Genomic DNA, 23926 nt, shown 5'->3' on the forward strand with positions numbered 1-23926 from the left:
CCGGGACAAAGCTGCGCGTATCAGCTCCTGAACTTCCCCGTTTTCCCATGAAAATCCGGTGAGAACTGGCTATAGTGATCGCACAGTTTGTTTTAACTTGATACATGCTGCATTGTCAGATCCAGCTGGGGGATCGCATGCAATCTCTTGAACAGCGCCGACGCGCCTGGGGAGACGTCGGCGCGGAATCCGGCGCGGAAGTCCGCCGGGAGCCGCCGCGGTTCCGTGACACTCCTATGGAGGTCAAGGACTACTCGACGGCGGGAATGGCCGGCTGGGCGGCGCAACTGGGTTCTCCCGCGCCAGAGGCTCCGCGTTCCCGCAGAATGGGCAGGACCGGTGGGATAGCTGCGATCGCAGCGTTGTTGCTCTACCTGACGTGGCGGATCGCATTCACCATGCCGCTTGGAGGCGGCGATCTTGTCATCGCTTGGACGCTGGTGACGTTTGAGGCCCTTCCCCTGACGGGGCTGGTCCTGAAATCCATCACGCTGTGGAACATCGACTGTTATGCGCCGGAGCCGGTTGCCGAACCACCCAATGGCATGAGGGTCGCAGTGTTGATCCCCACGTACAACGAACCCGTTGAGGTCCTTGCCCCCACCATCGCTGCGGCCTGCGCCCTTCAGCCGGGGCACGAAACGTGGGTGCTGGATGACGGAAGCCGCCCGTGGGTTGCGGAGATGTGCGCGGCTTTCGGTGCGAGGGTAGTCAGCCGCACCGAGCATGACCATGCCAAGGCGGGCAACATGAACCACGCACTGGACCTGATGGCAGCAGAGGAAGCGGCCGGCAAGGACGCAATAGACATCATTGCCGTGCTGGACTGCGACCACGTGCCGCTGCCCACGTTCCTGACAGCCACCTTGGGATGGTTCGCCGACGAGGAAATCGCCCTCGTCCAGGGGCCGCAGGCGTTCTACAACTCAGGGGCCTTCGACGACGACGGAATCTCCGGCGAACAGGGGTTGTTCTTCAACGTCCTGATGCCTTCGCGCAACGTTCCCGGCGCAGGGCCGTTCTGGTGCGGCTCAACGTCACTGCTCCGGGTTAAGGCGCTTCGCGAGGTGGGTGGAGTAGCCACGGAGACCATCACCGAGGACATGCACACGACCCTCAAACTCATCCGGCTAGGGTGGAAGACCGTGTACCACCACCAGACCCTGGCAGTGGGCCTGGCCCCGGCGACAGCGGATCAGTACCTGCTGCAGCGCCGACGCTGGGGCATGGGCGCGATGCAGATCCTGACCCACGAGCGCCTTTGGGCCGCCAAGAGCTGGATGACCTGGCGGAACTTCCACGAATACATCAACGGAACTTTATGGTGGCTGGAGGGAATTGCCACTTTGATTGCCTTCATCATTCCCATGGCGGTCATGGTCTCAGGCGCCCAGACCTCCACCGCCGGGCCCGTGGAGTTCACCCTAGCCTTCGCAGCCATGTTCTGGGTCAGGTTGTGGGGCGCAAAGAGACTCATGCGCCACCAGATCCACTGGCCGACGGCGTTCGCCCTGCGGATTTTCCGGGTTCCCGTTGGGATGGCTTGCCTTTGGTGGCTCGTTTCCCGGAAGTCCCTGGAGTTTCAAGTCACCCCGAAAGGGGCTGCGGAACTTCGGCTCCGCGGACGGGCCCCGCGGATCCTCATTGTGCTGATCGTGATCGTGGCCGCAATTATTCTCTATGCGACCGCCGGAGTCTTCGGTTGGGTGCCTTGGCGGACAAGTCCGGGCTCCACGATTGCCGCCGGCGTCTGGCTGGTTCTTGCCGGGGTTGTCTTGGTGCTGGGGACGCTCCGGATCAGAGCCGCCGAATTCGCCTCATCACGCAGGAGCGCCCACAGGGTCACCGTCAAGGTGCCTGTCACGGTTGCCGGGATCCCCGGCCAACTGGTGGACATCTCCATGGGAGGCGCCGCTGTTCGCGTAGGGGCCGATGCGCTGCCGGAATCCGGTCGCGTCCTCTTGGAGCTCCCGGGAGCCGCACAGATCCCCCTGGATATCGTCCGGGTCTGGTCGAGTTCGAAGGGAGAGCACACTGCTTCGCTGCGGGTTCGCGACCGGGACTGGGAAGCGTATCGCGGGCTCTCACTCTGGCTGTTCCATACCCCTGATGGTGTCCTGCCCGGATTTCCCCCCGGCGTCCCTGCCGTCGCAACCCGGGAGTCGGCATGAGCGGAGACAAAATGCGCAACCCCAAGCTGCTTTGGATGATCGCCGCTGCCGGTATCGCAGTGGCCATCCTTGCCATGGGCCTCCGAGCCAACCAAGGCACGTCGGCGGCACAGACCGTCGGCGATTTCGCTATCCTGGCAGCCGTACTGCTCGCTTCAGCCAGTTGCGCGCGCGCTGCCCGGCGGCGGGACGAAAGTGCCCGCGCCTGGTGGTTCATGGCCTTGGCCACGCTCGTCTGGGCCGTGGCCCAATCAATCTGGACGTTCTTCGGACTCACCCTGGACCACGACTATCCCTACCCCTCGATAGCCGACGCCGGTTTCGTCGGTTATTCGATACCGGCCGCCATCGCCCTCTTCTTGTTTCCGCGCCCGCGGGCATCCCGCGTTGCCTTCGTGCGTGCACTCTTGGATGCGGCCGTGATCGCCGCCGCCGTGCTGTTCATGAGCTGGGCCACCGTCCTCGGTTCCATGTACAGGGCCGGAGGGCAGGAAACCCTTGTCTATCTCACCGGCCTTGCCTACCCTGTTGCCGACATCGTGATGGTCTCCATAGTCCTCATGCTCACCATGCGGAGGGCACCAGGTGAGCGCCTCAGGTGGGTCTGCCTGGGTGGCGGGCTCCTCGTCTTGGCGATCACTGACAGTACCTACGCGAAACTGACCTCCGACGGCGTCACGGGGCTCACCGGAACACCCCTGGCGGCCGGCTGGATCGCGGCGTTCCTGCTGATCGCCCTCGCACCGTTGGTCCCACACTCTGCGCGCCCCCAGACGGACCGCCGGATATATACGCTGGCCTTGGAACTACTGCCCTATGTCCCGGTCTTCGGTGCGGTCATGGTGGCCCCCATACGCGTCGGGCGCCCCAGCGACCCTTTCCTTCAGACCGTGGGACTCATAGTGCTGGCTCTGGCCATTGTGCGTCAGGTGCTGATGGTTCTTGAAGACATCACCCTGACTCGGGACCTCGAATCCAAGGTGGCCCAGCGGACTGCCGAACTCGAAGGTCTGGGCGCCATTGTCAACTCGTCGGCCGATGCCATCATGGGCAAGACCCCGGACGGCGTCATCACCAGCTGGAATCCCGGGGCTGAACGGATCTACGGGTACAGCGCCGCTGAGGCAATTGGCAGGCATGTTTCCTTCCTGATTCCGGATCATCTCCGGGTCGAGGAAGAAAGCCTCATGGCGGCTATCGGAGCCGGCGGAGAAACTCGCAGCTACGAGACGGAACGACTACGAGGCGACGGCTCCATTGTGCCCATCTCCCTGACGATGTCCCCCATCCGCGGTGCTGGCGGCATCCACGGAGTTGCCACGATATCCCGTGACATCACAGAACGTCGGCTCGCGCAAGCTGAGCTGGTCACGGCCCGGGAAGCCGCCGAGGAAGCCAGCCGCTTGAAGTCGGAGTTCCTCGCGACGATGAGCCATGAGATCCGCACACCGATGAACGGCGTCATTGGATTAACCGGCCTGTTGCTGGACACCCCCTTGGAGGAAACCCAGCGCCAATATGCCGAGGGCGTCAAGGGGGCGGGCGAAGCCCTGCTGACCCTGATCAATGACATTCTGGACTTCTCGAAACTCGAAGCGGGCAAGGTCGATCTGGACCCTGCGCCCTTCAATCCACGCACCCTGGTGGAGGAACTCGCAGTCCTCCTGGCCGAAGCCGCCCAAGCCAAAGGCCTGGAGCTGATTGCATACTGCCGGCCGGAGGTTCCGGCGATGCTGGTGGGCGACGCCGGCCGCATCAGGCAGATCCTGCTCAATCTGGCCTCAAACGCAGTGAAGTTCACCCCCTCAGGGGAAGTCGTCATTAGCGTGAAGCTCGTGGAGCAGGAATCCGCGAACGCGCGGGTACGCTTCGAAGTCCGTGACACCGGGATCGGGGTCGAGGCGGCAGACCATCTCAGGCTCTTCGAGTCGTTCTCGCAGGCCGATGCCTCAACCACCCGGCGGTACGGTGGAACCGGCCTTGGACTGGCGATCTCGCGGAGGCTTACCGAGGTGATGGGCGGCGAGATAGGGGTGGACAGCTCTTTGGGCAACGGCAGCACTTTCTGGGCAACCCTTCCCCTGGCAGTGAGCGAGTCTGCAGCTGCTCCGCCGTCGATCTCGCCCGAGCAACTCACCGGACTCCGTGTGCTCGTGGTGGACGACAACTCGACCAACCGGCTGGTGCTGCAGGCGCAATTGGCGGGCTGGCGGATGAATCCGGAGGCTGTCGGAGACGCCCAACAGGGCTTGGACCGCTGCCGCGAAGAAGCCGCCGCCGGACGTCCCTTCGACATTGCGGTGCTGGACATGTGCATGCCCGACATGAACGGCTTGGAGCTGGCATACAAACTGAGCACCGACGTCGCGCTTGCATCCACGCGGATCATCATGCTGACGTCCACCATGAATGTGGACAAAGCCGAACTCGTGGCCGCCGGGGTCCAGGAATGGTTGACGAAGCCCGTGCGCAGCTCCGAGTTCTACGACCGCCTCATGCGTCTCGTCGCGACACGCCCGATCGCGGCTCCCATGGTTTCTGCTGCAATCCCAGTGACCATGAGCCAACCTTCGCGCGGCCTGATTTTGGTCGTCGAGGACAACGAGGTCAATCAGCTCGTCGCCCGGAGCATGGTTGCGAAGCTCGGGTACGAGGCCGACGTCGTAGCTGACGGCAGCGAAGCAGTCGCCGCGACTGCGGCAACGGAGTATGCCGCGGTCCTGATGGACTGCCATATGCCCGTCATGGACGGATTCGAGGCCACCAAGGCCATCCGGGCCCGGCACGATGGCCGCAGAAGGCTCCCCGTCATTGCCATGACCGCAGGCGCCCTGGATGAGGACCGTGAGCGCTGCCTTGCGGCCGGCATGGACGACTATCTGACCAAACCGGTTGACGTGGAAAAATTGGACCAGGTTCTCTCGCGATGGATACCCGAAACACCGAAGGAAAGTGCCGGACCCGCACTCGACCCCGCGAGGCTGGAAACGTTGCGTGACCTCGGCCCGGCAGACGGACTGGGGTTGCTGCCCGCCGCGGCCCAAGCCTTCAGGCAAGACATCCAACCGAGCCTGGAGGCACTCCGGCGGGCTCTGGGCAACGGAAACGGAGACGCTTTCAGGCAAGTGGCCCACAAATTGAAAGGCGCCGCAGCCAACATCGGAGCTGCCCGCGCGGCCCGGATGTGCGAGGAATTGGAACATAGCTCATCAAGCGGCAAACCTGTCGATCCCGCGCTGCTGGCCGACCTTGAAGCCGAACTTGCCCTCGTTGACAAAGCGTTGGACCACGCCCTGTCGGTGGCCTCATGAAGGTCCTGGTGGCGGACGACGACTTCGGTTCGCGCCTGGTGGCGAAGGCGGCAGTAGAGCAGTCCGGCCACGAATGCATCGTGGCCGCGGACGGCAGCTCCGCCTGGGAGCTGTACAAGCGACACCGGCCGCAAGTCGTCGTGACTGACCTGATGATGCCCGGGCTCAACGGGCTGGAGCTCTGCCGCGCCATCCGCAGCGCGGAAGAAGACTCCTACACCTATCTTGTCCTTGTCACCTCGAAGGATTCACGTGAGGACGTCGTCGCGGGCATGAAGGCCGGTGCTGATGACTACGTGGCCAAGCCGCTTGACCCGTTCGCTTTGCATACCCGGCTGCTGGTGGCGCAAAGGGTGACTTCGCTGCATACGGATCTTGCGCGCTACCGTGCCGCGCTCGCGGAGCAAGCGCGGACCGATCCCCTGACGAAGCTCCACAACCGGCTGAAGCTCTCAGAGGACCTGGAACAGCTGCACTACAGAAGCAGCCGCTACGGAACGGACTACAGCCTGGCCATCTGTGACGTGGACAATTTCAAGCGATACAACGATCTTTACGGCCACCAGGCCGGTGACCTCGCTTTGCAGTCGGTTGCGGCATCCCTTGCCGGCGAAGGGCGCGAAAGCGACGGAATCTACCGCTTCGGCGGGGAGGAGTTCCTCTTCCTGCTGCCCGGCCAGACGGTATCCGGCGCTGAAACAAGGCTCACACGGGCGCTGGAGGCCGTGCGGGACCTGGGCATTGCGCATTCCGGAAACCCCTCGGGCACCCTGACCTTGAGCGCCGGTCTCTCGGCCTTTGTGCCCGACCACCGGGTCAGCAGCGAACGGCTCCTCAAAGAAGCCGACATGGCGTTGTACACGGCCAAGTCCGCCGGCCGGAACCGCGTGGAAGTCGCGCCGGAAGTTCGTCAACACACCCGGAGCTGAAACCCCGGCCACCATCAGCGTCACTCGGCGCAGGTTATTGGCCGTGATCGACTCCCGAACCCCCGAGTTTCCGGGGTTGTCTCCAGCGCTGGGCGCTAAAAAGTTGCTCAGCGTGACACCGTCGAGGCTGGTCGAATCAGCCGGCCCCGGCAACCCGGAGCTGACACCCGGCCACGAGGAGACGGCCCGCGTCTACAGCTCCGGAACAGCTTCCTGGGCCACAGCCGTCGCCTCCGCGAACTGCGTGTTGTACAGCTCCGCGTAGCGACCGTCCGCGGCGAGGAGCTCGGCGTGCGTGCCGCGCTCAACGATCGATCCGTCCTCCACGACCAGGATGACATCGGCGGCCCTGATGGTGGAGAGGCGGTGGGCGATCACGACGGCGGTGCGTCCCTCGAGTGCCTCGCCCAAGGCCGCCTGGACGGCGGCTTCACTGGTGGAATCCAAGGCCGCCGTGGCTTCGTCGAGGATGACGACCCTCGGTTGGGCGATGAGGAGGCGTGCGATGGTGAGCCGTTGGCGTTCCCCGCCGGAAAGGCGGTAGCCGCGCTCCCCCACCACGGTCTCCAGGGCATCCGGCAAGGAGCGGACCATGGCTTCGAGCCGGGCGCGCCGGAGCACGTCCCACATTTCCTCGTCCGTCGCTCCGGGCCGGGCCAACCGCAAGTTGGAGGCGATACTTTCATGGAAGAGGTGGCCGTCCTGCGTGACCATGCCCAAGGTCGCCCGGAGGGAATCGAACGTGACGTCCCGGACATCCAGGCCGGTACCTTGGCCGCGGCCGCCCAAGCGCACGGCGCCGGAGTCGACGTCGTACAGGCGGGACAGTAGCTGGGCCACAGTGGACTTGCCCGCACCCGAGGACCCTACGAGCGCCACGGTTTGACCGGGCTCCACACGGAAGCTGATTCCGTGCAGGACCTCCTCACCGCCGCGGGTATCAAGCGTCGCCACTTCCTCGAGCGACGCAAGGGACACCTTGTCCGCGGACGGATAGGCGAAGCGGACGTCGTCGAACTCCACCGCAACGGGTCCCGAAGGCACCGCGACGGCGTCGGGCTTCTCCTGGATGAGCGGCTTAAGGTCCAGAATCTCGAAGACCCGCTCGAAGCTGACCAACGCGCTCATGACCTCAACGTGGGCACTGGACAGCGCGGTGAGCGGTGCGTAGAGGCGGGTGAGCAGCAGCGCCAGCACGACGACGTCGCCCGCCGCCAGCTGCCCGCTCAGCGCAAGCCAACCGCCCAGTCCGTAAACGAGCGAGAGGGCGAGGGCGGAAACTAGGGTCAGCGCAGTGATGAACGTGAACTGCAACATGGCGGTGCGGACGCCGATGTCCCGCACGCGGCCGGCCCGCAGGGCGAACTCGGCGGATTCCTCGTCCGGTCGGCCGAACAGTTTGACGAGCGTGGCGCCGGGTGCGGAGAAACGCTCCGTCATTTGGGTTCCCATGGCCGCGTTGTGGGACGCGGCTTCACGACGGAGGTCGGCCAGCTTGGAGCCCATGCTGCGTGCGGGGATGAGGAAGATCGGCAGCAGAACCATCGCCAGGACGGTGACCAGCCAGGAGGTGTTGAGCATGACAATGAGGGTCAAGGCCAAGGACACGACGTTGCTGACCACTCCGGAGAGGGTGCCCGCGAAGGCCGATTGGGCTCCGATGACGTCGTTGTTGAGCCGGCTGACGAGGGCTCCGGTACGGGTCCGGGTGAAGAAGGCGATGGGCATGCGCTGCACATGATCGAACACCCGCGTCCGCAGATCAACGATCACGCCTTCGCCGATCACGGAAGACAGCCACCGGGTCAGCAGTCCCACCCCGGCGTCGGCGACGGCCACCGCAGCGATGAGCGCGGCCAGCCCGATCACGACATCCACGCCTGCATGGGCGATGAGCGCGTTCACCACCTTGCCGGCCAGCACCGGGGTGGCCACGGCAAGGAACGCACCGGCGATAGAGGCCAGTACGAAGGCGATCAGCTTGTTGCGGTACGGTTTCGCGAAAGCGAGCACGCGCTTGATGGTTTCCCGCGAGAACGGCTGGGAGCCGCTCTTGGCGCGGGTGATGTTGTAGAGCGAGCGCCAGGCGACGCCATCCATGCTCATGGCTTGTGATTCCCCATTCCGGAAGTGTGGTGCAGTTCGGTCACGGTGCCGTTGTCAAGGTGCCAGCGGGAATCGAGCCGGACGTTTTCGAGCAGGCGGCGGTCGTGCGTGACGAGCAGGAGCGCGCCTTCGTAGCCGTCGAGCGCTTCCTCAAGCTGCTCGATCGCCGGCAGGTCGAGGTGGTTGGTGGGTTCGTCCAGGACCAGCAGGTTAACGCCGCGGGCTTGCAGCAGCGCGAGCGCCGCGCGGGTGCGTTCGCCCGGCGACAAGGAATCCACGGTCCGGGAGGTATGGTCCGCCTTGAGGCCGAATTTGGCCAGCAGGGTGCGGACATCCGCGGAGTTCCATTCGATCAGGACGGATTCGACGGCGTCTGCCAGGGTGAGGTGCCCCGCCAGCAGTCCGCGGGCTTGGTCGATCTCGCCGATCGCCACGGATGCACCCATGGAGGCGTCTCCGGCGTCGGGCTGTTGAAGCCCCAGCAGCAGCCGCAGGAGGGTGGACTTTCCTGCGCCGTTGGGTCCGGTGATGCCAATGCGTTCGCCGGCGTTGAGCTGGAGATTGACGGGTCCCAGAGTGAAGTCGCCTTGATGGGCCACGACGTCGCGCAAGGTTGCGACGACGGAGCTCGAGCGCGGAGCCTGGCCGATGCTGAACTGCAGCTGCCATTCCTTTCGCGGCTCTTCCACTTCGTCAAGCCGGGCGATGCGGGACTCCATCTGCCGGACTTTTTGGGCCTGCTTTTCGGAGGACTCAACGCTCGCCGCCCTGCGGATTTTGTCGTTGTCCGGGCTCTTTTTCATGGCGTTGCGGACGCCCTGTGAGCTCCATTCGCGCTGCGTCCGGGCCCGGGACACGAGATCCGCCTTGGTGTTGGCGAATTCCTCATAGCGTTCGCGCGCGTGCCGCTTTGCCACCGCCCGCTCTTCGAGGAAGGAATCGTAACCGCCGTCGTAGACCGCCACGCTGTTCTGGGCCAGGTCCAGTTCCAGCACCTTGGTGATGCAGCGTGCGAGGAACTCGCGGTCATGCGAGACCAACACGGCGCCGCCGCGAAGGCCCTGGACGAATGATTCAAGGCGGGCGAGTCCGTTGAGGTCCAGGTCATTGGTGGGTTCGTCGAGGAGCACGACGTCGAAGCGGCTCAGCAGGAGCGCCGCCAAGGCAACGCGGGCGGCCTGTCCGCCGGACAGGCCCGTCATGAGCGCATCCGGACCGGATTCCAGGCCAAGTTCCGCCAACACCGCGGGGATCCGGTCCTCCAGGTCCGCCGCACCCGATGCCATCCAGCGGTCAAAAGCCAAGGAGTAGGCGTCGTCGGCATCCGCGGTCCCGGCTGCGAGCCCCTCGGCGCCGGCTTCCATCTCGGCCGTGGCCTGGGCGCAACCCGTGCGGCGGGCAATGTAGGCGGCAACAGTTTCGCCGGGCGTGCGTTCGTGTTCCTGGGGCAGCCAGCCCACAAAGGCGTCGCTGGGAGCGAGGCTGACCGTGCCCTCTTGGGGGCGGTCAGCTCCTGCGAGGATGCGCAGCAGGGTGGATTTCCCGGCGCCGTTGGCACCGACGACACCCACGACATCTCCTGGCGCGACGGTGAGGGAGAGCTTCGAGAACAAGGTACGGTGACCGTGGCCGCCGGAGAGCTCTTTGGCGACAAGCGTTGCAGTCATTGGTCTATCCTCTCACTGCTCCGCTCCTGACCGAAAAGACCGGGGCATGGAAGAACCCGCTGGTCCGTACTTGGGGGGTGTGCGGACCAGCGGGTTCGAGAATCAAGCATAATTCAATGTGCCCGCATCGTAAAATCGACCTCGCAGTCCTTGCCGGAACCGTCTTCCAGAATCCTGCCGCAAGAAGCCGTCTATCAGAAAGTGGTTCATGTCCCTCCCTTCCAAGGCGTTCCAACGCTGGCTGCACGGGATCGCCCCGAACACCAGCACGGCCGATGTCTGCCGCTTTTCGGGAGTGAAACGCACCACGCTGGCCCAGCAATTGGTCCGCGGCAAGGTGGCCGAGAGTTCCCTCGTGAGCATCAGCCGGGCCTTCGACATGAATCCCTTCGATGCGTTGGCACAATTCGAGGCCTACGCGGCGCTTCGCGGGACCCCGGTTCCCCCCACTGACGCGGAACTCGTCAGCCAGGTCTCCACCATGGATCTGCTGCGGGCAGTCGTCGAGCGCTCGGACCCCCGGGACGGCGTCCCGCCCCTGGTCCTGGCGGAAACCCCGCACCCGGGTTCAGTCAGGAACTGGGTGGACGCGATCGACGACGGCGAGCTGCGCCACCGGGTGAGCGGCGCCACCGGGATCGCACCGCAGAACTTCTCGGCGCACCTGACAGCCAACCGTCTGCCCCCGGAGCTGGCCTTGGCAACGTCCCGGGCGGCCGGCGTCGGACCGGCCGGAGGCCTCGTGGCCAGCGGCCTTGTCACCGAGGCCGAGGCCGGATGGTCCCCCGGAGCGCGGCGGGAGGCCTTGGACAGGATGACAGAAGGCGAACTGGCCCTATTGGCCGGCGAGCGGCTGCAGGCCCTGGGCAAGGCCCTGCGCCGCCATGAGCACGAGCTCGACCACAGCAACAGAATCTGGGAGAACCTGGGATGACCACCGTGTTGGCGTGGGCCACGCTCTTCATTTGCCTCATCTTGACGGCCATTCGCATTCCCAGCGCCGTCCGGGGCGAGAACCGGATGATGTTCGTACTGTTCGCACTGATTTCCCTCGACATCCTTCTCAGCATCGAGGGTCCTTACATGTTGATCGACGCCTGGCTGGGCAACTTCAACCTCTGTAACCTGCTGCTTCGGTTCATGCTCTACGGAACATTCCTGCTCATGGGCATCAAGGTGGCGAGGGCCTTTGCTTCACCCGGCGGGGAACGTGCCATCCGGGGACCCATCGGCTTGGCCGTTTTGGGGGCAACCGCGGTCCTCACAGCCTTCTTTTTCTTCTCGATGGACACCTCGGACTCCACTGTTGGCCTGAATGACCTGGACCCGGGGCCAGCCCTGGATACTTATGCGGCCTTAGGCAGGTTCTACCCGGGCTACGTTGCCGTATGCCTCATCCCGGGCATGTGGCGGTCCGTTCGAGGCTCGGGTCCGGTTCTGCTCCGGGCCGCCTCCGCGACATTGCTCCTGGGCCTCGATTTGCTGATCGTTTCGCAGGTCTTTCCGCTCATCCCGCTATCCAATACGTGGCTGCGGCCACTCATCAACTACTCTGCCGCTTTGGCGACTGCGATTGGATTGGGAGGCATCTGGCTGTCCAAAATCGTTGCCAGCCGGACTCGCCGCACGGTAATGTAAAAACATACCGCGTAACCTCTTTCATAAATCCATTATATCGTGCCATAATTATGAATGTGTGAAGGCGACGCAGCCTGACCTTTGAATCAATGAACGGGTTTCCAGGGTTCGTGGCGCGTGCGGGAGCACTTTTGGGGGGATGAGTGGTGGCGGGCTGTTGGGGACCGCCCCCACTCAGCCTTTTTAAGCGTCCTTCCGTGTACGACCGCAGCAACCGGGTACGGTCCCGTGACTAAGATGGCTTTCATGAAGAGCCTGCCCACTCGCCGCATCGCACTGTCCGCAGCACTTGCCGCCGTCGCGCTGGCACTGTCCGCTTGCGGCGGCGGTTCCTCGCCGTCGTCGACGTCGGGTGGAGACACTTCGCTGTCCGCCATCAAGTCCAAGGGCGAGATCGTCATCGCCACCGAAGGCACGTACCGGCCGTTCAGCTTCCACGAGAACGGGGCCGGTCCCCTCACGGGCTTCGACGTCGAAATCGCCCAGGCCGTGGCCGGCAAGCTCGGAGTAAAGGCAACCTTCCAGGAAACCCAGTTCGATGGCATCTTCGCGGGCCTTGATTCCAAGCGCTTCGACACTATCGCCAACCAGATCTCCATCAACCCCGAGCGCACGGCCAAGTATGACTTCTCGGCCCCGTACACGATCTCCAATGGCGTCGTCGTGACCAAGTCGGACAACAACTCCATCAACAGCTTCGCCGATCTCAAAGGCAAGACCACCGCCCAGTCATTGACCAGCAACTTCTACAAGATGGCAGTTGACGCAGGCGCCAACGTCCAGTCCGTCGAAGGCTGGGCACAAGCCGCCACCTTGGTCCGCCAAGGCCGCGTCGACGCAACGGTCAACGACAAACTGACCTACCTCGACTACGCCAAGAGCACCCCGGACTCCGGATTGAAGATCGCCGCGGAGACGACGGACAAGACGCAAAGCGCCCTGGTCTTCCGCAAGGGATCCACCGAACTCAAGGCCGCAGTCGACAAAGCGCTCACAGACCTTCGAGCCGACGGCACCCTCGCCAAGATCTCCCAGAAGTACTTCGGCGCAGACGTCACCAAGTAGCCGGCGGCCAAACTTATGACCTTCAACTGGGACCTCGTCTGGAGTTCCTTCGGGCCAATCATCGGCGGCGCCGTCACGGGAACCATCCCCCTGACCCTGGCCTCATTTGCCTTTGGCCTGGCGTTGGCGCTGCTCGTTGCCCTCTTGCGCCTGAGCCCCAACAGGCTGCTCTCGGCCGTCGCGCGCTTCTACGTCTCCGTGATCCGGGGGACGCCCCTCCTGGTGCAGTTGTTCGTGATCTTCTATGGCCTCCCGAGCCTCGGCGTGAAGCTGGAGCCATGGCCGAGCGCCATCATCGCGTTTTCGCTCAATGTGGGCGGCTACGCGGCCGAGGTCATCCGCGCCGCGATCCTGTCCGTGCCCAAGGGCCAATGGGAGGCCGGGCACACCATCGGAATGTCGCGGGCGCAAACACTCGTGCGGATCATCCTTCCGCAAGCGGCCAGGGTCTCGGTGCCCCCGCTGTCCAACACCTTCATTTCCCTCGTGAAGGACACCTCGCTGGCTTCACTCATCCTGGTCACCGAGCTTTTCCGCAACGCCCAGCAGATCGCCGCGTTCAGCCAGGAATTCATGATCCTGTACCTCGAATCCGCCCTGGTCTACTGGGTCATTTGCCTCGTCCTCTCCACGGGCCAGTCCGCCCTGGAGCGTAGATTGGACCGCTATGTCGCCCACTGAGCCCAGCAACGCCTCCCAGGGGAACACCGGGCTGGTGTTGTCCGCCCGGGACCTCGCCAAGGCCTTCGGCAGCAACGAGGTGCTGCGCGGCATCGACATCGATGTCCTGCGCGGCCAGGTGGTTGCCTTGATCGGGCCCTCCGGTTCGGGAAAGACGACGGTCCTGCGCTCGCTCAACGGCCTCGAAGTGCCCGACGCCGGCACGGTCACCTTCGGGGACGCCGACGCCGGTACAGTCCGCGGGTCCGGCGCAGGACTGACCCTCGATTTCGCCGGCACCGTGGGTAAGCGCGAGATCGCCGCCCTCCGGGACCGCAGCGCCATGGTGTTCCAGCACTACAACCTGTTCCCGCACATGACGGTGCTCAAGAACATCATCGAGGGACCGCTTCAGGTCCAGAAGCGCCCGCGGGCGGAAGTAGTGGCAGAGGCCGAGCGGCTCCTCGCCCGGGTGGGCCTCGCGGACAAACGCGACGCCTACCCCTTCGAGTTGTCGGGCGGCCAGCAACAACGCGTGGGAATCGTGCGCGCCTTGGCCCTCAAACCCCAACTGCTGCTCTTCGACGAGCCCACCTCTGCCCTGGACCCGGAACTCGTGGGTGAAGTGCTCGGTGTCATCAAGGAACTTGCCGACGAAGGGTGGACCATGGTGATCGTGACGCACGAGCTCGCCTTCGCCCGCCAGGTCGCCAATGAAGTCATCTTCATGGACGGCGGCGTGGTGGTGGAACGCGGGCCGGCCGCGGAGGTCTTGCGGGAGCCGCGGGAGGAACGCACCAAGCAATTCGTCAAGCGCCTCCAGCACGACGTCTGAGGCCCAACTAGTCCCCACCGCCACCCTCGCCTCGCAAGCTCGGCCAGGGAACCCTGGCGGCGGAGGCCCAACTAGCTCGCATTTGTTGTCGTTTTGCCCACTCTAAGCGACATTAACTGCGAGTCAGTTGGGTGGACCGGAGTGCAAAAACTCAGCGGCTGAAACGCAAGGTCACCAACTGGAACGGGCGCAGGGTCAATTCGGCGGCGCCCGCTCCGGGCGTCACTCCGGGAGCCTCAACGGGGCGCTCCAGGAGGTCCACGGATTGCACCATCCGGGATTCGAAGTTGGCTGTGATGAGGCCCGTGGAGCGTTCTCCCAGCGATTCATAAAGCCTCACAATGACATCTCCGGAGCCGTCCTCGGCAAGCTTGACGGCTTCGATGACCAGCGCCTGGTTGAACACCGTGAAGAGCGGCTCCACAGGATTCGCGCCCGCCAGCAGCCTCGGTTTGAGGTTGGTCCGGTAGCCCTCCTCCACGGCGCCGCCGATGCTGGCACCGGGCCGGATGCTCAGATCCAGGACGTGCACACCGAGGTCGGCCCGGGGGTCCGGGAACTTGGGCGCCCGCAGCAGCGACACACGCACGTTAGTGGTGGTTCCGCCGTCGTCGCGGATGGTCCGGGTGACGTCATGCCCGTAGCTTGACGCATTGGAAATGGCGACGCCGTAACCCGGCTCCGCCACATGGATCCAGCGGTGGGCGCAGAATTCGAACTTGGCAGCTTCCCAGGACGTGTTGGTGTGCGTGGCCCGGAACACGTGCCCGAACTGGGTCTCCGAGGCGGATCGGTCAGCACGGACATCCAGCGGGAAACCGATCTTCAGGAGTTTCTCGTGTTCCTGCCAGTCCACCGTGGTGGAAATGCCGAGGGACTCCGCTCCCGCTTCGAGGGAAATGCGCTGCGTGATGGTGGAGGAGCCCACAATCCGCTCCACGACGACGACGGCGTCCCAGCCCGCGCTTTCCAGCGTCACCGATCGCGCCTCGACTACCGAGACGACGTTCCGGCGGTAAAATTCGTCGATGTCCCAGGCATCCCATTCGTTGGGTGTGTCCCGGTGGAGCTCAAGGTGGTTTCCGAACATCCCGGGCGCAATCGCTTCGCGGCCGGTTGCGTAATCCGAGAGCGAGGTCAGCAATCCGTCGGCGTCCAGCACCGCGCGGATGATGCCGTTGTCCAGAACATAACCGCCGGCGCGTTCTGTGACATTGACTGGACGATCCTCGTGGACCGCCTCTGCAGCGGCGAGCGCCGGTACGCCGTTACGCTCGTGCGGCGCCGCATTGAGCAGGAACATGGTCTCTCCCTCGCCCAGTAGGGCCGAGGCGGCACCCGCGATGATGCCTTCCAGCTCCCGGGCGATCGCGGCATAGTTCCGCTCCGCATCCTGGTGGACCCACGCGATGGCGCTGCCCGGCAGGATGTCGTGGAACTGCTGCAGCAGCACAAGCCGCCACAAGCGCTTGAGGTCCGCCGCAGGATAGGTGAACGAACCGCCCGTCCGTACTGCCGCCGTCGAGCACCAAAGCTCGGCCTCGCGGAGCAGGTGCTCCGAGCGGCGGTTACCCTGCTTGGTGTTGGCCTGGCTCGTATAAGTGCCCCTGTGCAGCTCGAGGTACATCTCCCCCACCCAGACCGGGAGATTGCGGTACTCGGCCTCGGCCTGCGTGAAGAACTCCTTCGCGGTTCCCATGCGCACCTTCGGCGAGCCTTCCAGGTCCGCCGTCCGGTGGGCTGCGGCAACCATTTCGCGAGTTGGTCCGCCACCGCCGTCGCCGTAACCGAAGGGGACCAGCGAAATGGTGCCCCGGCCGTGCTCCCGGTAGTTGCGCTGGGCATGGGCGAGTTCGCGGCCGTGGAGCTCGGAGTTGTAGGTGTCCACGGGCGGGAAGTGGGTGAAAAGCCTCGTGCCGTCGATGCCCTCCCAATTGAACGTGTGGTGCGGCATCTTGTTCACCTGGTTCCAGGAGATCTTCTGGGTTAGGAACCACCGGGAACCAGCGGATTTGACGATCTGCGGGAGGGCCCCGGAATATCCGAACGAGTCAGGGAGCCAGGCTTCCTGGCAGTCGATGCCGAATTCCTCCAGGAAGAAACCCTTGCCCTCCACGAATTGGCGGGCCATGGCCTCCCCGCCCGGCATGTTGGTGTCCGATTCCACCCACATGCCGCCAACCGGCACGAATTGCCCTGCCTTCACTTTCTCCCGGATCCGGATGAACAGCTCAGGATAGAACTCCTTCATCCACGCCAATTGCTGCGCCGAGGAGCAGGAGAAGACGAAATCGGGGTTCTCATCCATAAGGGCGACAACGTTGGAGAACGTGCGGGCGCATTTGCGGATGGTTTCCCGGACCGGCCAGAGCCAGGCCGAGTCAATGTGGGCGTGGCCGGTGGCCAGCAGTTCGTGGGCCGAGGTGTAAGCGGGCCGGCTCAAGACCTCGGCGAGGGCCTCCCTGCCGGCGGCTGCGGTCCCTACAACATCGTCCGGGTCCATGACGTCCAGCATGCGCTCAAAGGCGCGGAGGATCTCATGCCGCCGGGGCAGTTCGAAGGGCAGCTCGTGCATCAGCCCGCTGAGGGTCCAGATGTCCTGGTGGAGCTCCCACACCACCTCGTTGAGTTCGGCTATGGCTATGCGTCCGAGCCGGTAGCGGGGCTCGTCTCCGGAGGTGCGCTTGTCCCCGAGGGGGGTTGCTGCGAAGGTCCATCCCTGGCTGAGATCCGGATTGGCGGCGGCTTCCACGTAGAAGTCCACCGACAGGCCGCCACCCAGAAGCTTCAGCGGGACGTGCTGGTTGCGCGGAGAGATGGCCTTGATGATGGTGCCGTCCGGCCGCCAGGCGATGCCTTCGGACTGGAATCCGGGAGCGTCGATGCTGAAACCGAGATCGACGACGATCTCCACCGTGGTGCCGTCGGCAACTCCCCAGCCCTCCGGGACCTCGCCCCGAAGGCGCAGCCACTTGGTGCTCCAGGCCTTGCCCCACGCAGCACCATGTTCCTGGGGTTCAAAGACCTGGCGGAGTGCTTCCGAGACCGGAACCGGCTCTCCGGGGGCATCCCAGCTGCTCAGTTCAAGAGGCAGTGCGCGGCCATAGATGGCAGGGGCTATGCGCTCCCGGACAAAACGTTCGAGCCGCTTCTCGGTGATCCGGCGGTCGTCGTGCAATTGAAGTCCCCTTTAGCGCTGGGCTGGGTTGATTGCTTCCTTACCGTTATGGGCAGCCTACTAAGCAAGGTCACTGTCCGGAGGAAACGGATTCCATTCGATGGATAAAATCTACGTTGTTCCTGAACAATAGCCAAGTGATTGGCGGCTATCCGTATAAGTCCCTAAATGTTGGCCGGAACACCCACCCGGTCACTGCCCGCGTAGACGTTCAGGCTGGTCCCCCTGCTGAATCCCACCAGGGTCAGGCCGGTCTCCTGTGCGAGCTCCACAGCGAGGCTGGAGGGCGCGCTGACGGCGGCCAAAACCGGGATTCCTGCAAGCGCCGCCTTCTGGACCAGCTCAAAGGATGCCCTCCCGGAGACCTGCAGGACGGTGCCGTGCAGGGGCAACATTCCTTCGCGCAGCGCCCAGCCGACCACCTTGTCCACAGCGTTGTGCCGACCCACGTCTTCCCGCAGGCATAGTAGCTCGGCAGCACTGCCGGTGCCGTCGTCGTGGATTCTGAAGAGGCCGGCGGCATGCACCCCCCCGGTCTTGTCGAAAACCGCCTGTGCTTCGCGGAGACGGTCCGGCAGCGAGGCCAGAACCTCGACCGGAATGCTCAGGGGGTCGCCAGCGGGGCTGAAGTGTGAGGACTTGCGCACTGCTTCGATCGAGTCGGTGCCGCAGATCCCGCACGAGCTGGAGGTGTAGACGTTGCGGCCGGTCTCCGGAAGGACGACGTCGGGACGCAATTGCGCTTCCACCACGTTGAACGTCTGCACGCCGTTCTCGTCCTCGCCGGCGCAGAAACGCAGCGAAATGAGCTGGGCAGCGTCCCAGATGACGCCCTCTGAGACCAGGAAGCCCGCCACGAGGTCGAAGTCGTCGCCGGGGGTCCGCATGGTCACCGAGAAGGACATGTGCCCCAGGCGCACCTCGAGCGGTTCCTCAACCGCCAGGAAGTCCTCGCGGTAGCGGACCGGGTGCTCCAGCGCCTGGGCGGAGCCATCCAGGACAAATTTGTGCACCTTGCGGCGCTGGGTCACCCGTCCCATCTCAGATACCCACCGTCCCGGCGGCTTCCTTGTGTTCGACGGCTTCCCCATGCTTGACGAACCGCACAGTCATGGCCTTGTAGCCGGGAGTGTTGGATTCACGGGCAACGAGCTCCCGGTGGACCAAGGCGTTCGCCTCCGGGAAGTACGCGGCCGCGCAACCCTTCGCCGTGGGGTAGGCAACCAGCCGGAACTTGTCCGCCCGGCGTTCCGTTCCGCCGAAAGTGGAGATGACGTCCACCATGTCCCTGTCCTCGAAGCCGAGTTCGCTTAGATCGTCCTCGTGGACCAGGATGACGCGACGGCCTTCGGAAATGCCCCGGTAGCGGTCGTCCAAGCCGTAGAACGTGGTGTTGTACTGGTCGTGGCTGCGGACTGTCTGCAGGATCAGGTGGCCGGCCGGGGCTTCCAGGTACTCCAGCGGGCTCACGGTGAATCGTGCCTTGCCGATGTCCGTGGCGAACGTGCGGGTGTCGCGTGGTGGATTGGGCAGCACGAAGCCGTTCTTGGTCCGCACCCTTGCGTTGAAGTCCTCGAAGCCGGGGATCACCCTGGAGATGTGGTCCCGGATGATGTCATAGTCTTCGGCCATGGCACGCCAATCCACAGGGTGGTTGTCCCCGAGGACCGCCTGTGCCATGCGTGCGACGATGACGGGTTCGCTGAGCAAGTGCTCCGAGACCGGGGTCAAGCGGCCTTGGGTGGTGTGGATGACGGACATGGAGTCTTCCACGGAGAGGATCTGCCGTCCGCCCGGGTGTTTGTCGTCCGTGTCCGTTCGGCCCAGGGTAGGGAGGATCAGGGAGGTCTTGCCGTGCACCACGTGGGCGCGGTTGGGTTTGGTGGAGATGTGCACCGTGAGCCCGGCCCTCTTGAGCCCTTCCTCCAGCGCGACGGTGTCCGAGCCTGCCGCGGCGAAGTTGCCGCCCATGGAAACGAACACGTCCACCTCGCCCTTCTCCAAGGCGTGTTGGGTTTCCACGGAGTCGTATCCGTGTGCCCGGGGCGTGGTGAATCCAAACTCTTTGTCCAGGGCTGCCAGGAAGCCCTCGGAAGGCTTCTCCCAGATGCCCATGGTGCGGTCGCCCTGCACGTTGGAGTGGCCGCGGACGGGGCAGGCGCCGGCGCCACGCTTGCCGAAGTTTCCCTGCAGGAGCAGCAGGTTGATGATTTCCCGCAGGGTATCCACCGAGTGGGGCTGCTGGGTCAGGCCCAGCGCCCAGCAAATGATGGTGCCCTTCGACGCGGCCAGCATGCCGGCCACCTTGGTGATTTCGATGCGGCTCAAGCCCGTGGCGCGTTCCGTCTCGACCCAATCCAGCGCCGCCCGGGCCTCGGCGTAGGCCTCGAAGCCGTCGGTCTGCGCGTCGATAAAGGCGCGATCAACCACTGTTCCCGGCTGCCGCTTCTCCTCCTCCAGCAGGAGGTGGCCCAGCGCCTGGAACAAGGCAAGGTCGCCGCCTACCTTGATCTGCAGGAATTCATCGGCGATGTCCGTGCCACCGCCCACCACGCCGTTGAGCGACTGGGGATCCTTGAAGTTCAGGAGCCCGGCTTCCGGCAAAGGATTGACCGCGACAACCTTGCCGCCGTTGTTCTTGCAATCACGCAGGGCGGAGAGCATGCGCGGGTGGTTCGTGCCCGGATTCTGGCCTACAACGAGCACAAGTTGCGCTTCGTGGATGTCTTCCAGTGAGACTGTGCCCTTGGCGATCCCGATGGTCGGGTTGAGGGCGCTCCCGGAAGACTCGTGGCACATGTTCGAGCAGTCTGGCAGGTTGTTGGTGCCAAGGCTGCGGGCGAACAGCTGGTACATGAACGCGGTCTCGTTGGCCGTGCGCCCGGAGGTGTAAAAAACGCAGCGGTCCGGCGTGGTGGCGATCACGTGCTCGCCGATCAGGGCGAAAGCATCCGTCCAGCTGATCGGCGAATAGTGTGTGTCGCCGGGGCGGATAACAACGGGCTCGGCAATGCGGCCTTGGCTGCCGAGCCAATATTCGGTCTTGTCCTCAAGCTCGGCCAGGGAGTGCCGGGCCCAGAACTCCGCGTCGACAACGCGCGTGGTGCTCTCCTCGGCAATTGCCTTGGCCCCGTTTTCACAGAACTCGGCTGGACTGCGTTTGCCGGTGATGGACTCCGGCCAGGCACAGCCGGGACAGTCGAAGCCGTCCCGTTGGTTGACGCGAAGCATTGACTTGACGGTCCGGCTGACGCCCGCTTGGGCCCAACCGCGTTCCAATGCCACGGTGACTGCCTTGATGCCTGCGGCGGAGCGCTTGGGTGGGTGGATCTGGAGGTCATCTTCGTTGATGTCCTGCTCGGGAGCATGCCTGTTCATGCCCCCATCATTGCAAGGCCTGACTCGCTAATCCACCCGGGTCCATTCGGCACCGGAAACTTTCAGCCCGTCAGGGCGCTCCAGTCCACCGGACCGGACGAAACCTTGCGGGCTGGCTTGGCAGGAGTCTTCTTGGTTTTATCCTCCGAGGACTTCGGCAGGGGAAGCGGCGGCCCCCACGGCAACGGAAAAGCGGGCACTGCCTCTCCCAGTTGCACGCCGTGCGGTGGCACCACCATGATTCCGTCCGCGCTGGCGAGGCCGCGCATCATCCCGGGACCCGCATGCGGGGCCGGCGAGGCCAAGCCGTACACGAACCTGAACGGAAGCAAGCGCGTGCGCCCGGGGTCGGCGTCGAGTATGGCACCGCAAGGAACCTCGCCGACCTCCGGCAGCGCCCTGTGCCCCAGTCCAGCGAGAAGCGGTGCGCCGATCGTGAAGAGGACCATCATGGCCGCGAGCGGATTGCCGGGGAGACCCAGGACAAAGCGCCCGTCCGGCAGTTCAGCCAAAACGCCAGGATGTCCCGGACGCATCGCAATTCCATCAATCAGCAAGCGGCCGCCGAGCTCCGCGATGGCCCGCCGGAAGTGGTCCGTGCCCGAACGGCCGGTTCCCCCGGTGGTGATGACGACGTCGGCGGGAGGCGCGTCCGGTGACAGCTCGCCTTCTTCAAGGCCCGAGAGCCACTCGTCATAGGAGTCGCCCACCTTGATTTGCTCGCCGCGGATCCCGCCAAGGAGTTCGACGACGGCGCCAAGCTGGGGACCGAAGGTATCCCTCACCCGGCCGGGGGCCGGGACACCTGCGGTCACCACTTCGGAGCCGGTCAGGAGCATTTTCACGAGGGGCTTGCCCAGCACGTCGAGTTCATCACGCCCGGCCAGGGCAGCCAGGGCGAGATGGGCCGGGTTCAAGACGACGCCCGACTTGATCAGCAGCTCGCCTGCCGCGGCTTCTTCTCCCGCGTTGCGGATATGTTGGCCGTTGCGCGGTTCGCCCGGCTTCGCGTTCCCGCCGAGCGCGAGCAGCGGTAAGCCATCTTCGTCCGTGGCCAGGACCCCGCTCTCGCTCCGCAGCACGGCCTTGGCCCCCGGCGGGATCAGGCCGCCGGTGGCGATCGGGCTCGCTTGGTGTGGGGCCAGCCGATGGCCGGCTTCCGCGAGGATCCATGGGCCGCTGCCGTTGACCGCCCAGCCATCCATCGCCGAGGACGCGTAGTGCGGCAGGTCTTGCAGGGCGTGGACATCCGAGGCCAAGGTCCTTCCGATGGCGTCCTTCAGCGCAACCGGTGCGGCGGGAATGGGCGTGGCACTATCGAAGGCAAGTTGGCGCGCCTCGGCCCACAAGTGGTCGGCATGCGGGACATGCTCGGGGGCTTCCGTCATCCGGCGTCGGTTCCGGGGTTCGTGTAGTCCTTCGCGAGCGTGCGTGCCAGGCCCATCGCGGCATCCATCGACGCAGCTTCAGTCGCTTGTCCCGAACCCGCAGCGAGTCCGGCCGCGAAGCCCGCAATGAAGGTGGTCAAGGGAGCCGCCGGCCGGACCACTGAATGGGCTGCAACGCCCGCCAAGGAAAGGATCTCGTTGATGTCGATCTCGACGTCTTCCAGCTCATATGCTTGCAGCAGGCTCCTGCACCATTCCTCAAGCGTTTCTTCCTGGCTCTTCACGATCCGCCTCCACTGTCCGGTACAGCTGTTGTCACGGCAGGTCGCCGTCCACTCCAAGCGCCGCGGCATCGTCCCAGGTATCCACGTCATCGGTGGACCCGGCGGGGACAGGCACGGCCAGCAGATCAAGCCTAGCAAGCAGCCGGAAAACCGCGGCGTTGGCCAGGCCGCCCTGTTCTGCCGCAGCCTGCACCTCCCGTTGCAGAGCGGATACCCGGTAGATCCCGAGCAGCGGCTGCTTCCGGCCATCGGCGGATACGGACATGGCCCCTTCCGCTTCTTCGTGGCCGGCAAGTACCCGGAGCAGGACCGGAACCGCGGCGGCGGCCAGGGGCATATCGCAGGCCAGGACGAGGACCCAGGGCGCGTGCTTAGTGGACGGGCTCACCTCTTCTTGCCCTTCGCCGCCTTGCGCTTCTAGCGCGGCGAGTCCGGCGGCGATCGCGGCAGCCGGTCCGGCGAAGGGCGGGTCCTCCCGCGCGGTCAATGTGCCGTCCGGCAAAGTGCCGGGATCCGGCCCGACGACGACGACCCTCCCGGCCCCGCACACGGCCGCCACGGCACGCTCAAGGAGGGTGGCGCCGTCGTACCTTAACTGGGCTTTGGGCACGCCGCCGAGGCGGGAGGACTTGCCACCCGCCAGTATCACCGCATCAAAGTCCACTCGCCCAGATTACCCGGGAAGCAGGCTCAATTCCGGTTCAGGCCGCCGATTCAGGCAGGAGGAAGGGATCCCATGCAGGCGCAGGTTTCTCAAGCTCCTTGATCTGCCAGATAGTCCCGGTGGGCGCCGCCGGCGTGAACCTCAGTTTCCAGCCCATCTCGGCTGGAGTGTGGTCACTCTTGGCGTTGTTGCAGCGCAAGCACGCTGCCACCAGGTTTTCCCAGGAATCCGCGCCGCCCCTGGATTTGGGGTGGACGTGGTCAATGGTGTGGGCTGCTTTCCCGCAATAGGCGCAGCGGTGACCGTCACGGCGCAAGACGCCGCGGCGTGTAACCGCCGTGATGGTGTTGTACCTCGGCCGGATGTAGCGATTGAGCAGAATCACGGAGGGACGTCCGAGAATCTCCTGCGGCCCGACGACAGGCTCGTCGCCTTCGGCCACTACGCTCGCTTTTCCGGTGAGCACAAGGACCAGCGCCCGGCGGAAGGTTACTACCGCCAGCGGTTCATATCCAGCATTCAGAACGAGTGTGCGCATGCACGTACCTCTTCACGGCCGCACCCGTCAGGGGCGCGAGGGCCGGCTGCCCTCTGCATGTACGGGCTGTGGATCGACAACCTAAGAGTAAACACTCGGAGGCCAGATCAACGA

17 protein-coding genes are annotated in these 23926 nt (G+C 64.7%); 8 read left to right on the forward strand and 9 right to left on the reverse strand.

The window, feature by feature from the left end; all coding sequences use genetic code 11:
• Positions 1-137 precede the first annotated feature (137 nt).
• The 3 genes from ABD742_RS18155 to ABD742_RS18165 are packed head-to-tail and all read left to right on the forward strand — an operon-like array spanning position 138 to position 6411.
• Positions 138-2171 carry a glycosyltransferase family 2 protein gene (locus tag ABD742_RS18155; protein ID WP_234751579.1) on the forward strand — a complete coding sequence of 678 codons (2034 nt, stop codon included), beginning with the start codon at positions 138-140 and terminating at the stop codon, positions 2169-2171.
• Positions 2168-5482 (forward strand): response regulator, encoded by a 3315-nt coding sequence (locus ABD742_RS18160; RefSeq protein WP_234751578.1) that lies wholly within the window; start codon positions 2168-2170, stop codon positions 5480-5482. Before ABD742_RS18155 ends, ABD742_RS18160 begins: the two co-directional genes overlap by 4 nt.
• Positions 5479-6411 (forward strand): GGDEF domain-containing response regulator, encoded by a 933-nt coding sequence (locus ABD742_RS18165; RefSeq protein WP_234751577.1) that lies wholly within the window; start codon positions 5479-5481, stop codon positions 6409-6411. The genes ABD742_RS18160 and ABD742_RS18165 overlap by 4 nt, the downstream gene beginning before the upstream one ends.
• A 192-nt stretch (positions 6412-6603) precedes the next feature.
• Here the strand turns inward: ABD742_RS18165 and ABD742_RS18170 are convergent, their stop codons facing one another.
• Both ABD742_RS18170 and ABD742_RS18175 read right to left on the reverse strand, forming a co-directional pair.
• Complete coding sequence (locus tag ABD742_RS18170) at positions 6604-8517, reverse strand: ABC transporter ATP-binding protein (protein WP_234751576.1); 1914 nt, start codon at positions 8515-8517, stop codon at positions 6604-6606.
• Complete coding sequence (locus ABD742_RS18175) at positions 8514-10184, reverse strand: ABC-F family ATP-binding cassette domain-containing protein (protein WP_234751575.1); 1671 nt, start codon at positions 10182-10184, stop codon at positions 8514-8516. Before ABD742_RS18175 ends, ABD742_RS18170 begins: the two co-directional genes overlap by 4 nt.
• A gap of 208 nt (positions 10185-10392) precedes the next feature.
• Here ABD742_RS18175 and ABD742_RS18180 point away from each other — a divergent pair, with 208 nt between their 5' ends.
• From ABD742_RS18180 to ABD742_RS18200, 5 genes are all read left to right on the forward strand, one after another.
• The gene (locus tag ABD742_RS18180) at positions 10393-11118 is read left to right on the forward strand and encodes a hypothetical protein (protein WP_234751574.1); all 726 of its coding nucleotides are present in this window, start codon (positions 10393-10395) and stop codon (positions 11116-11118) included.
• Complete coding sequence (locus tag ABD742_RS18185; RefSeq protein WP_234751573.1) at positions 11115-11822, forward strand: hypothetical protein; 708 nt, start codon at positions 11115-11117, stop codon at positions 11820-11822. The genes ABD742_RS18180 and ABD742_RS18185 overlap by 4 nt, the downstream gene beginning before the upstream one ends.
• 246 nt (positions 11823-12068) lie before the next feature.
• Positions 12069-12887 (forward strand): amino acid ABC transporter substrate-binding protein, encoded by an 819-nt coding sequence (locus ABD742_RS18190; RefSeq protein WP_234751572.1) that lies wholly within the window; start codon positions 12069-12071, stop codon positions 12885-12887.
• 15 nt (positions 12888-12902) lie between these two features.
• Positions 12903-13568: an amino acid ABC transporter permease gene (locus tag ABD742_RS18195; RefSeq protein WP_234751571.1), complete on the forward strand. Its 666-nt coding sequence runs from the start codon at positions 12903-12905 to the stop codon at positions 13566-13568.
• Positions 13555-14382, forward strand: coding sequence for an amino acid ABC transporter ATP-binding protein (locus ABD742_RS18200; protein WP_268819206.1), 828 nt, complete (start codon positions 13555-13557; stop codon positions 14380-14382). Before ABD742_RS18195 ends, ABD742_RS18200 begins: the two co-directional genes overlap by 14 nt.
• 151 nt (positions 14383-14533) lie before the next feature.
• On the opposite strand, the gene ABD742_RS18205 is transcribed toward ABD742_RS18200, so the two are convergent.
• The 7 genes from ABD742_RS18205 to ABD742_RS18235 all read right to left on the reverse strand — a co-directional run bounded on the left by ABD742_RS18205 (position 14534) and on the right by ABD742_RS18235 (position 23812).
• A complete protein-coding gene (locus tag ABD742_RS18205; RefSeq protein ID WP_234751570.1) occupies positions 14534-17560 on the reverse strand; it encodes an alpha-mannosidase in 3027 nt (1008 codons plus the stop codon).
• A gap of 164 nt (positions 17561-17724) precedes the next feature.
• Positions 17725-18600 (reverse strand): formate dehydrogenase accessory sulfurtransferase FdhD, encoded by an 876-nt coding sequence (gene fdhD / locus ABD742_RS18210; protein WP_234751569.1) that lies wholly within the window; start codon positions 18598-18600, stop codon positions 17725-17727.
• A 1-nt stretch (position 18601) separates the two neighbouring features.
• Positions 18602-20938 carry an FdhF/YdeP family oxidoreductase gene (locus ABD742_RS18215; protein ID WP_234751568.1) on the reverse strand — a complete coding sequence of 779 codons (2337 nt, stop codon included), beginning with the start codon at positions 20936-20938 and terminating at the stop codon, positions 18602-18604.
• 62 nt (positions 20939-21000) lie between these two features.
• Positions 21001-22326: a molybdopterin molybdotransferase MoeA gene (locus ABD742_RS18220; RefSeq protein WP_234751567.1), complete on the reverse strand. Its 1326-nt coding sequence runs from the start codon at positions 22324-22326 to the stop codon at positions 21001-21003.
• A complete protein-coding gene (locus ABD742_RS18225) occupies positions 22323-22610 on the reverse strand; it encodes a DUF6457 domain-containing protein (RefSeq protein ID WP_234751566.1) in 288 nt (95 codons plus the stop codon). The genes ABD742_RS18220 and ABD742_RS18225 overlap by 4 nt, the downstream gene beginning before the upstream one ends.
• A 31-nt stretch (positions 22611-22641) precedes the next feature.
• A complete protein-coding gene (gene mobA, locus ABD742_RS18230; protein WP_234751565.1) occupies positions 22642-23274 on the reverse strand; it encodes a molybdenum cofactor guanylyltransferase in 633 nt (210 codons plus the stop codon).
• 37 nt (positions 23275-23311) lie between these two features.
• A complete protein-coding gene (locus ABD742_RS18235) occupies positions 23312-23812 on the reverse strand; it encodes an HNH endonuclease (protein WP_028266173.1) in 501 nt (166 codons plus the stop codon).
• Between the last annotated feature and the right edge of the window lie 114 nt (positions 23813-23926).

The sequence above is a fragment of the Arthrobacter ramosus genome, from assembly GCF_039535095.1.
Lineage (GTDB): Bacteria > Actinomycetota > Actinomycetes > Actinomycetales > Micrococcaceae > Arthrobacter > Arthrobacter ramosus.

What these genes read in the sequence shown, in the direction of transcription:
- ABD742_RS18155 (WP_234751579.1), top strand. Translation starts at nt 138, where the DNA reads ATGCAATCTCTTGAACAGCGCCGACGCGCCTGGGGAGACGTCGGCGCG.
- ABD742_RS18160 (WP_234751578.1), top strand. Translation starts at nt 2,168, where the DNA reads ATGAGCGGAGACAAAATGCGCAACCCCAAGCTGCTTTGGATGATCGCC.
- ABD742_RS18165 (WP_234751577.1), top strand. Translation starts at nt 5,479, where the DNA reads ATGAAGGTCCTGGTGGCGGACGACGACTTCGGTTCGCGCCTGGTGGCG.
- ABD742_RS18170 (WP_234751576.1), bottom strand. Translation starts at nt 8,517, where the DNA reads ATGAGCATGGATGGCGTCGCCTGGCGCTCGCTCTACAACATCACCCGC.
- ABD742_RS18175 (WP_234751575.1), bottom strand. Translation starts at nt 10,184, where the DNA reads ATGACTGCAACGCTTGTCGCCAAAGAGCTCTCCGGCGGCCACGGTCAC.
- ABD742_RS18180 (WP_234751574.1), top strand. Translation starts at nt 10,393, where the DNA reads ATGTCCCTCCCTTCCAAGGCGTTCCAACGCTGGCTGCACGGGATCGCC.
- ABD742_RS18185 (WP_234751573.1), top strand. Translation starts at nt 11,115, where the DNA reads ATGACCACCGTGTTGGCGTGGGCCACGCTCTTCATTTGCCTCATCTTG.
- ABD742_RS18190 (WP_234751572.1), top strand. Translation starts at nt 12,069, where the DNA reads ATGAAGAGCCTGCCCACTCGCCGCATCGCACTGTCCGCAGCACTTGCC.
- ABD742_RS18195 (WP_234751571.1), top strand. Translation starts at nt 12,903, where the DNA reads ATGACCTTCAACTGGGACCTCGTCTGGAGTTCCTTCGGGCCAATCATC.
- ABD742_RS18200 (WP_268819206.1), top strand. Translation starts at nt 13,555, where the DNA reads ATGTCGCCCACTGAGCCCAGCAACGCCTCCCAGGGGAACACCGGGCTG.
- fdhD (WP_234751569.1), bottom strand. Translation starts at nt 18,600, where the DNA reads ATGGGACGGGTGACCCAGCGCCGCAAGGTGCACAAATTTGTCCTGGAT.
- ABD742_RS18215 (WP_234751568.1), bottom strand. Translation starts at nt 20,938, where the DNA reads ATGAACAGGCATGCTCCCGAGCAGGACATCAACGAAGATGACCTCCAG.
- ABD742_RS18220 (WP_234751567.1), bottom strand. Translation starts at nt 22,326, where the DNA reads ATGACGGAAGCCCCCGAGCATGTCCCGCATGCCGACCACTTGTGGGCC.
- ABD742_RS18235 (WP_028266173.1), bottom strand. Translation starts at nt 23,812, where the DNA reads ATGCGCACACTCGTTCTGAATGCTGGATATGAACCGCTGGCGGTAGTA.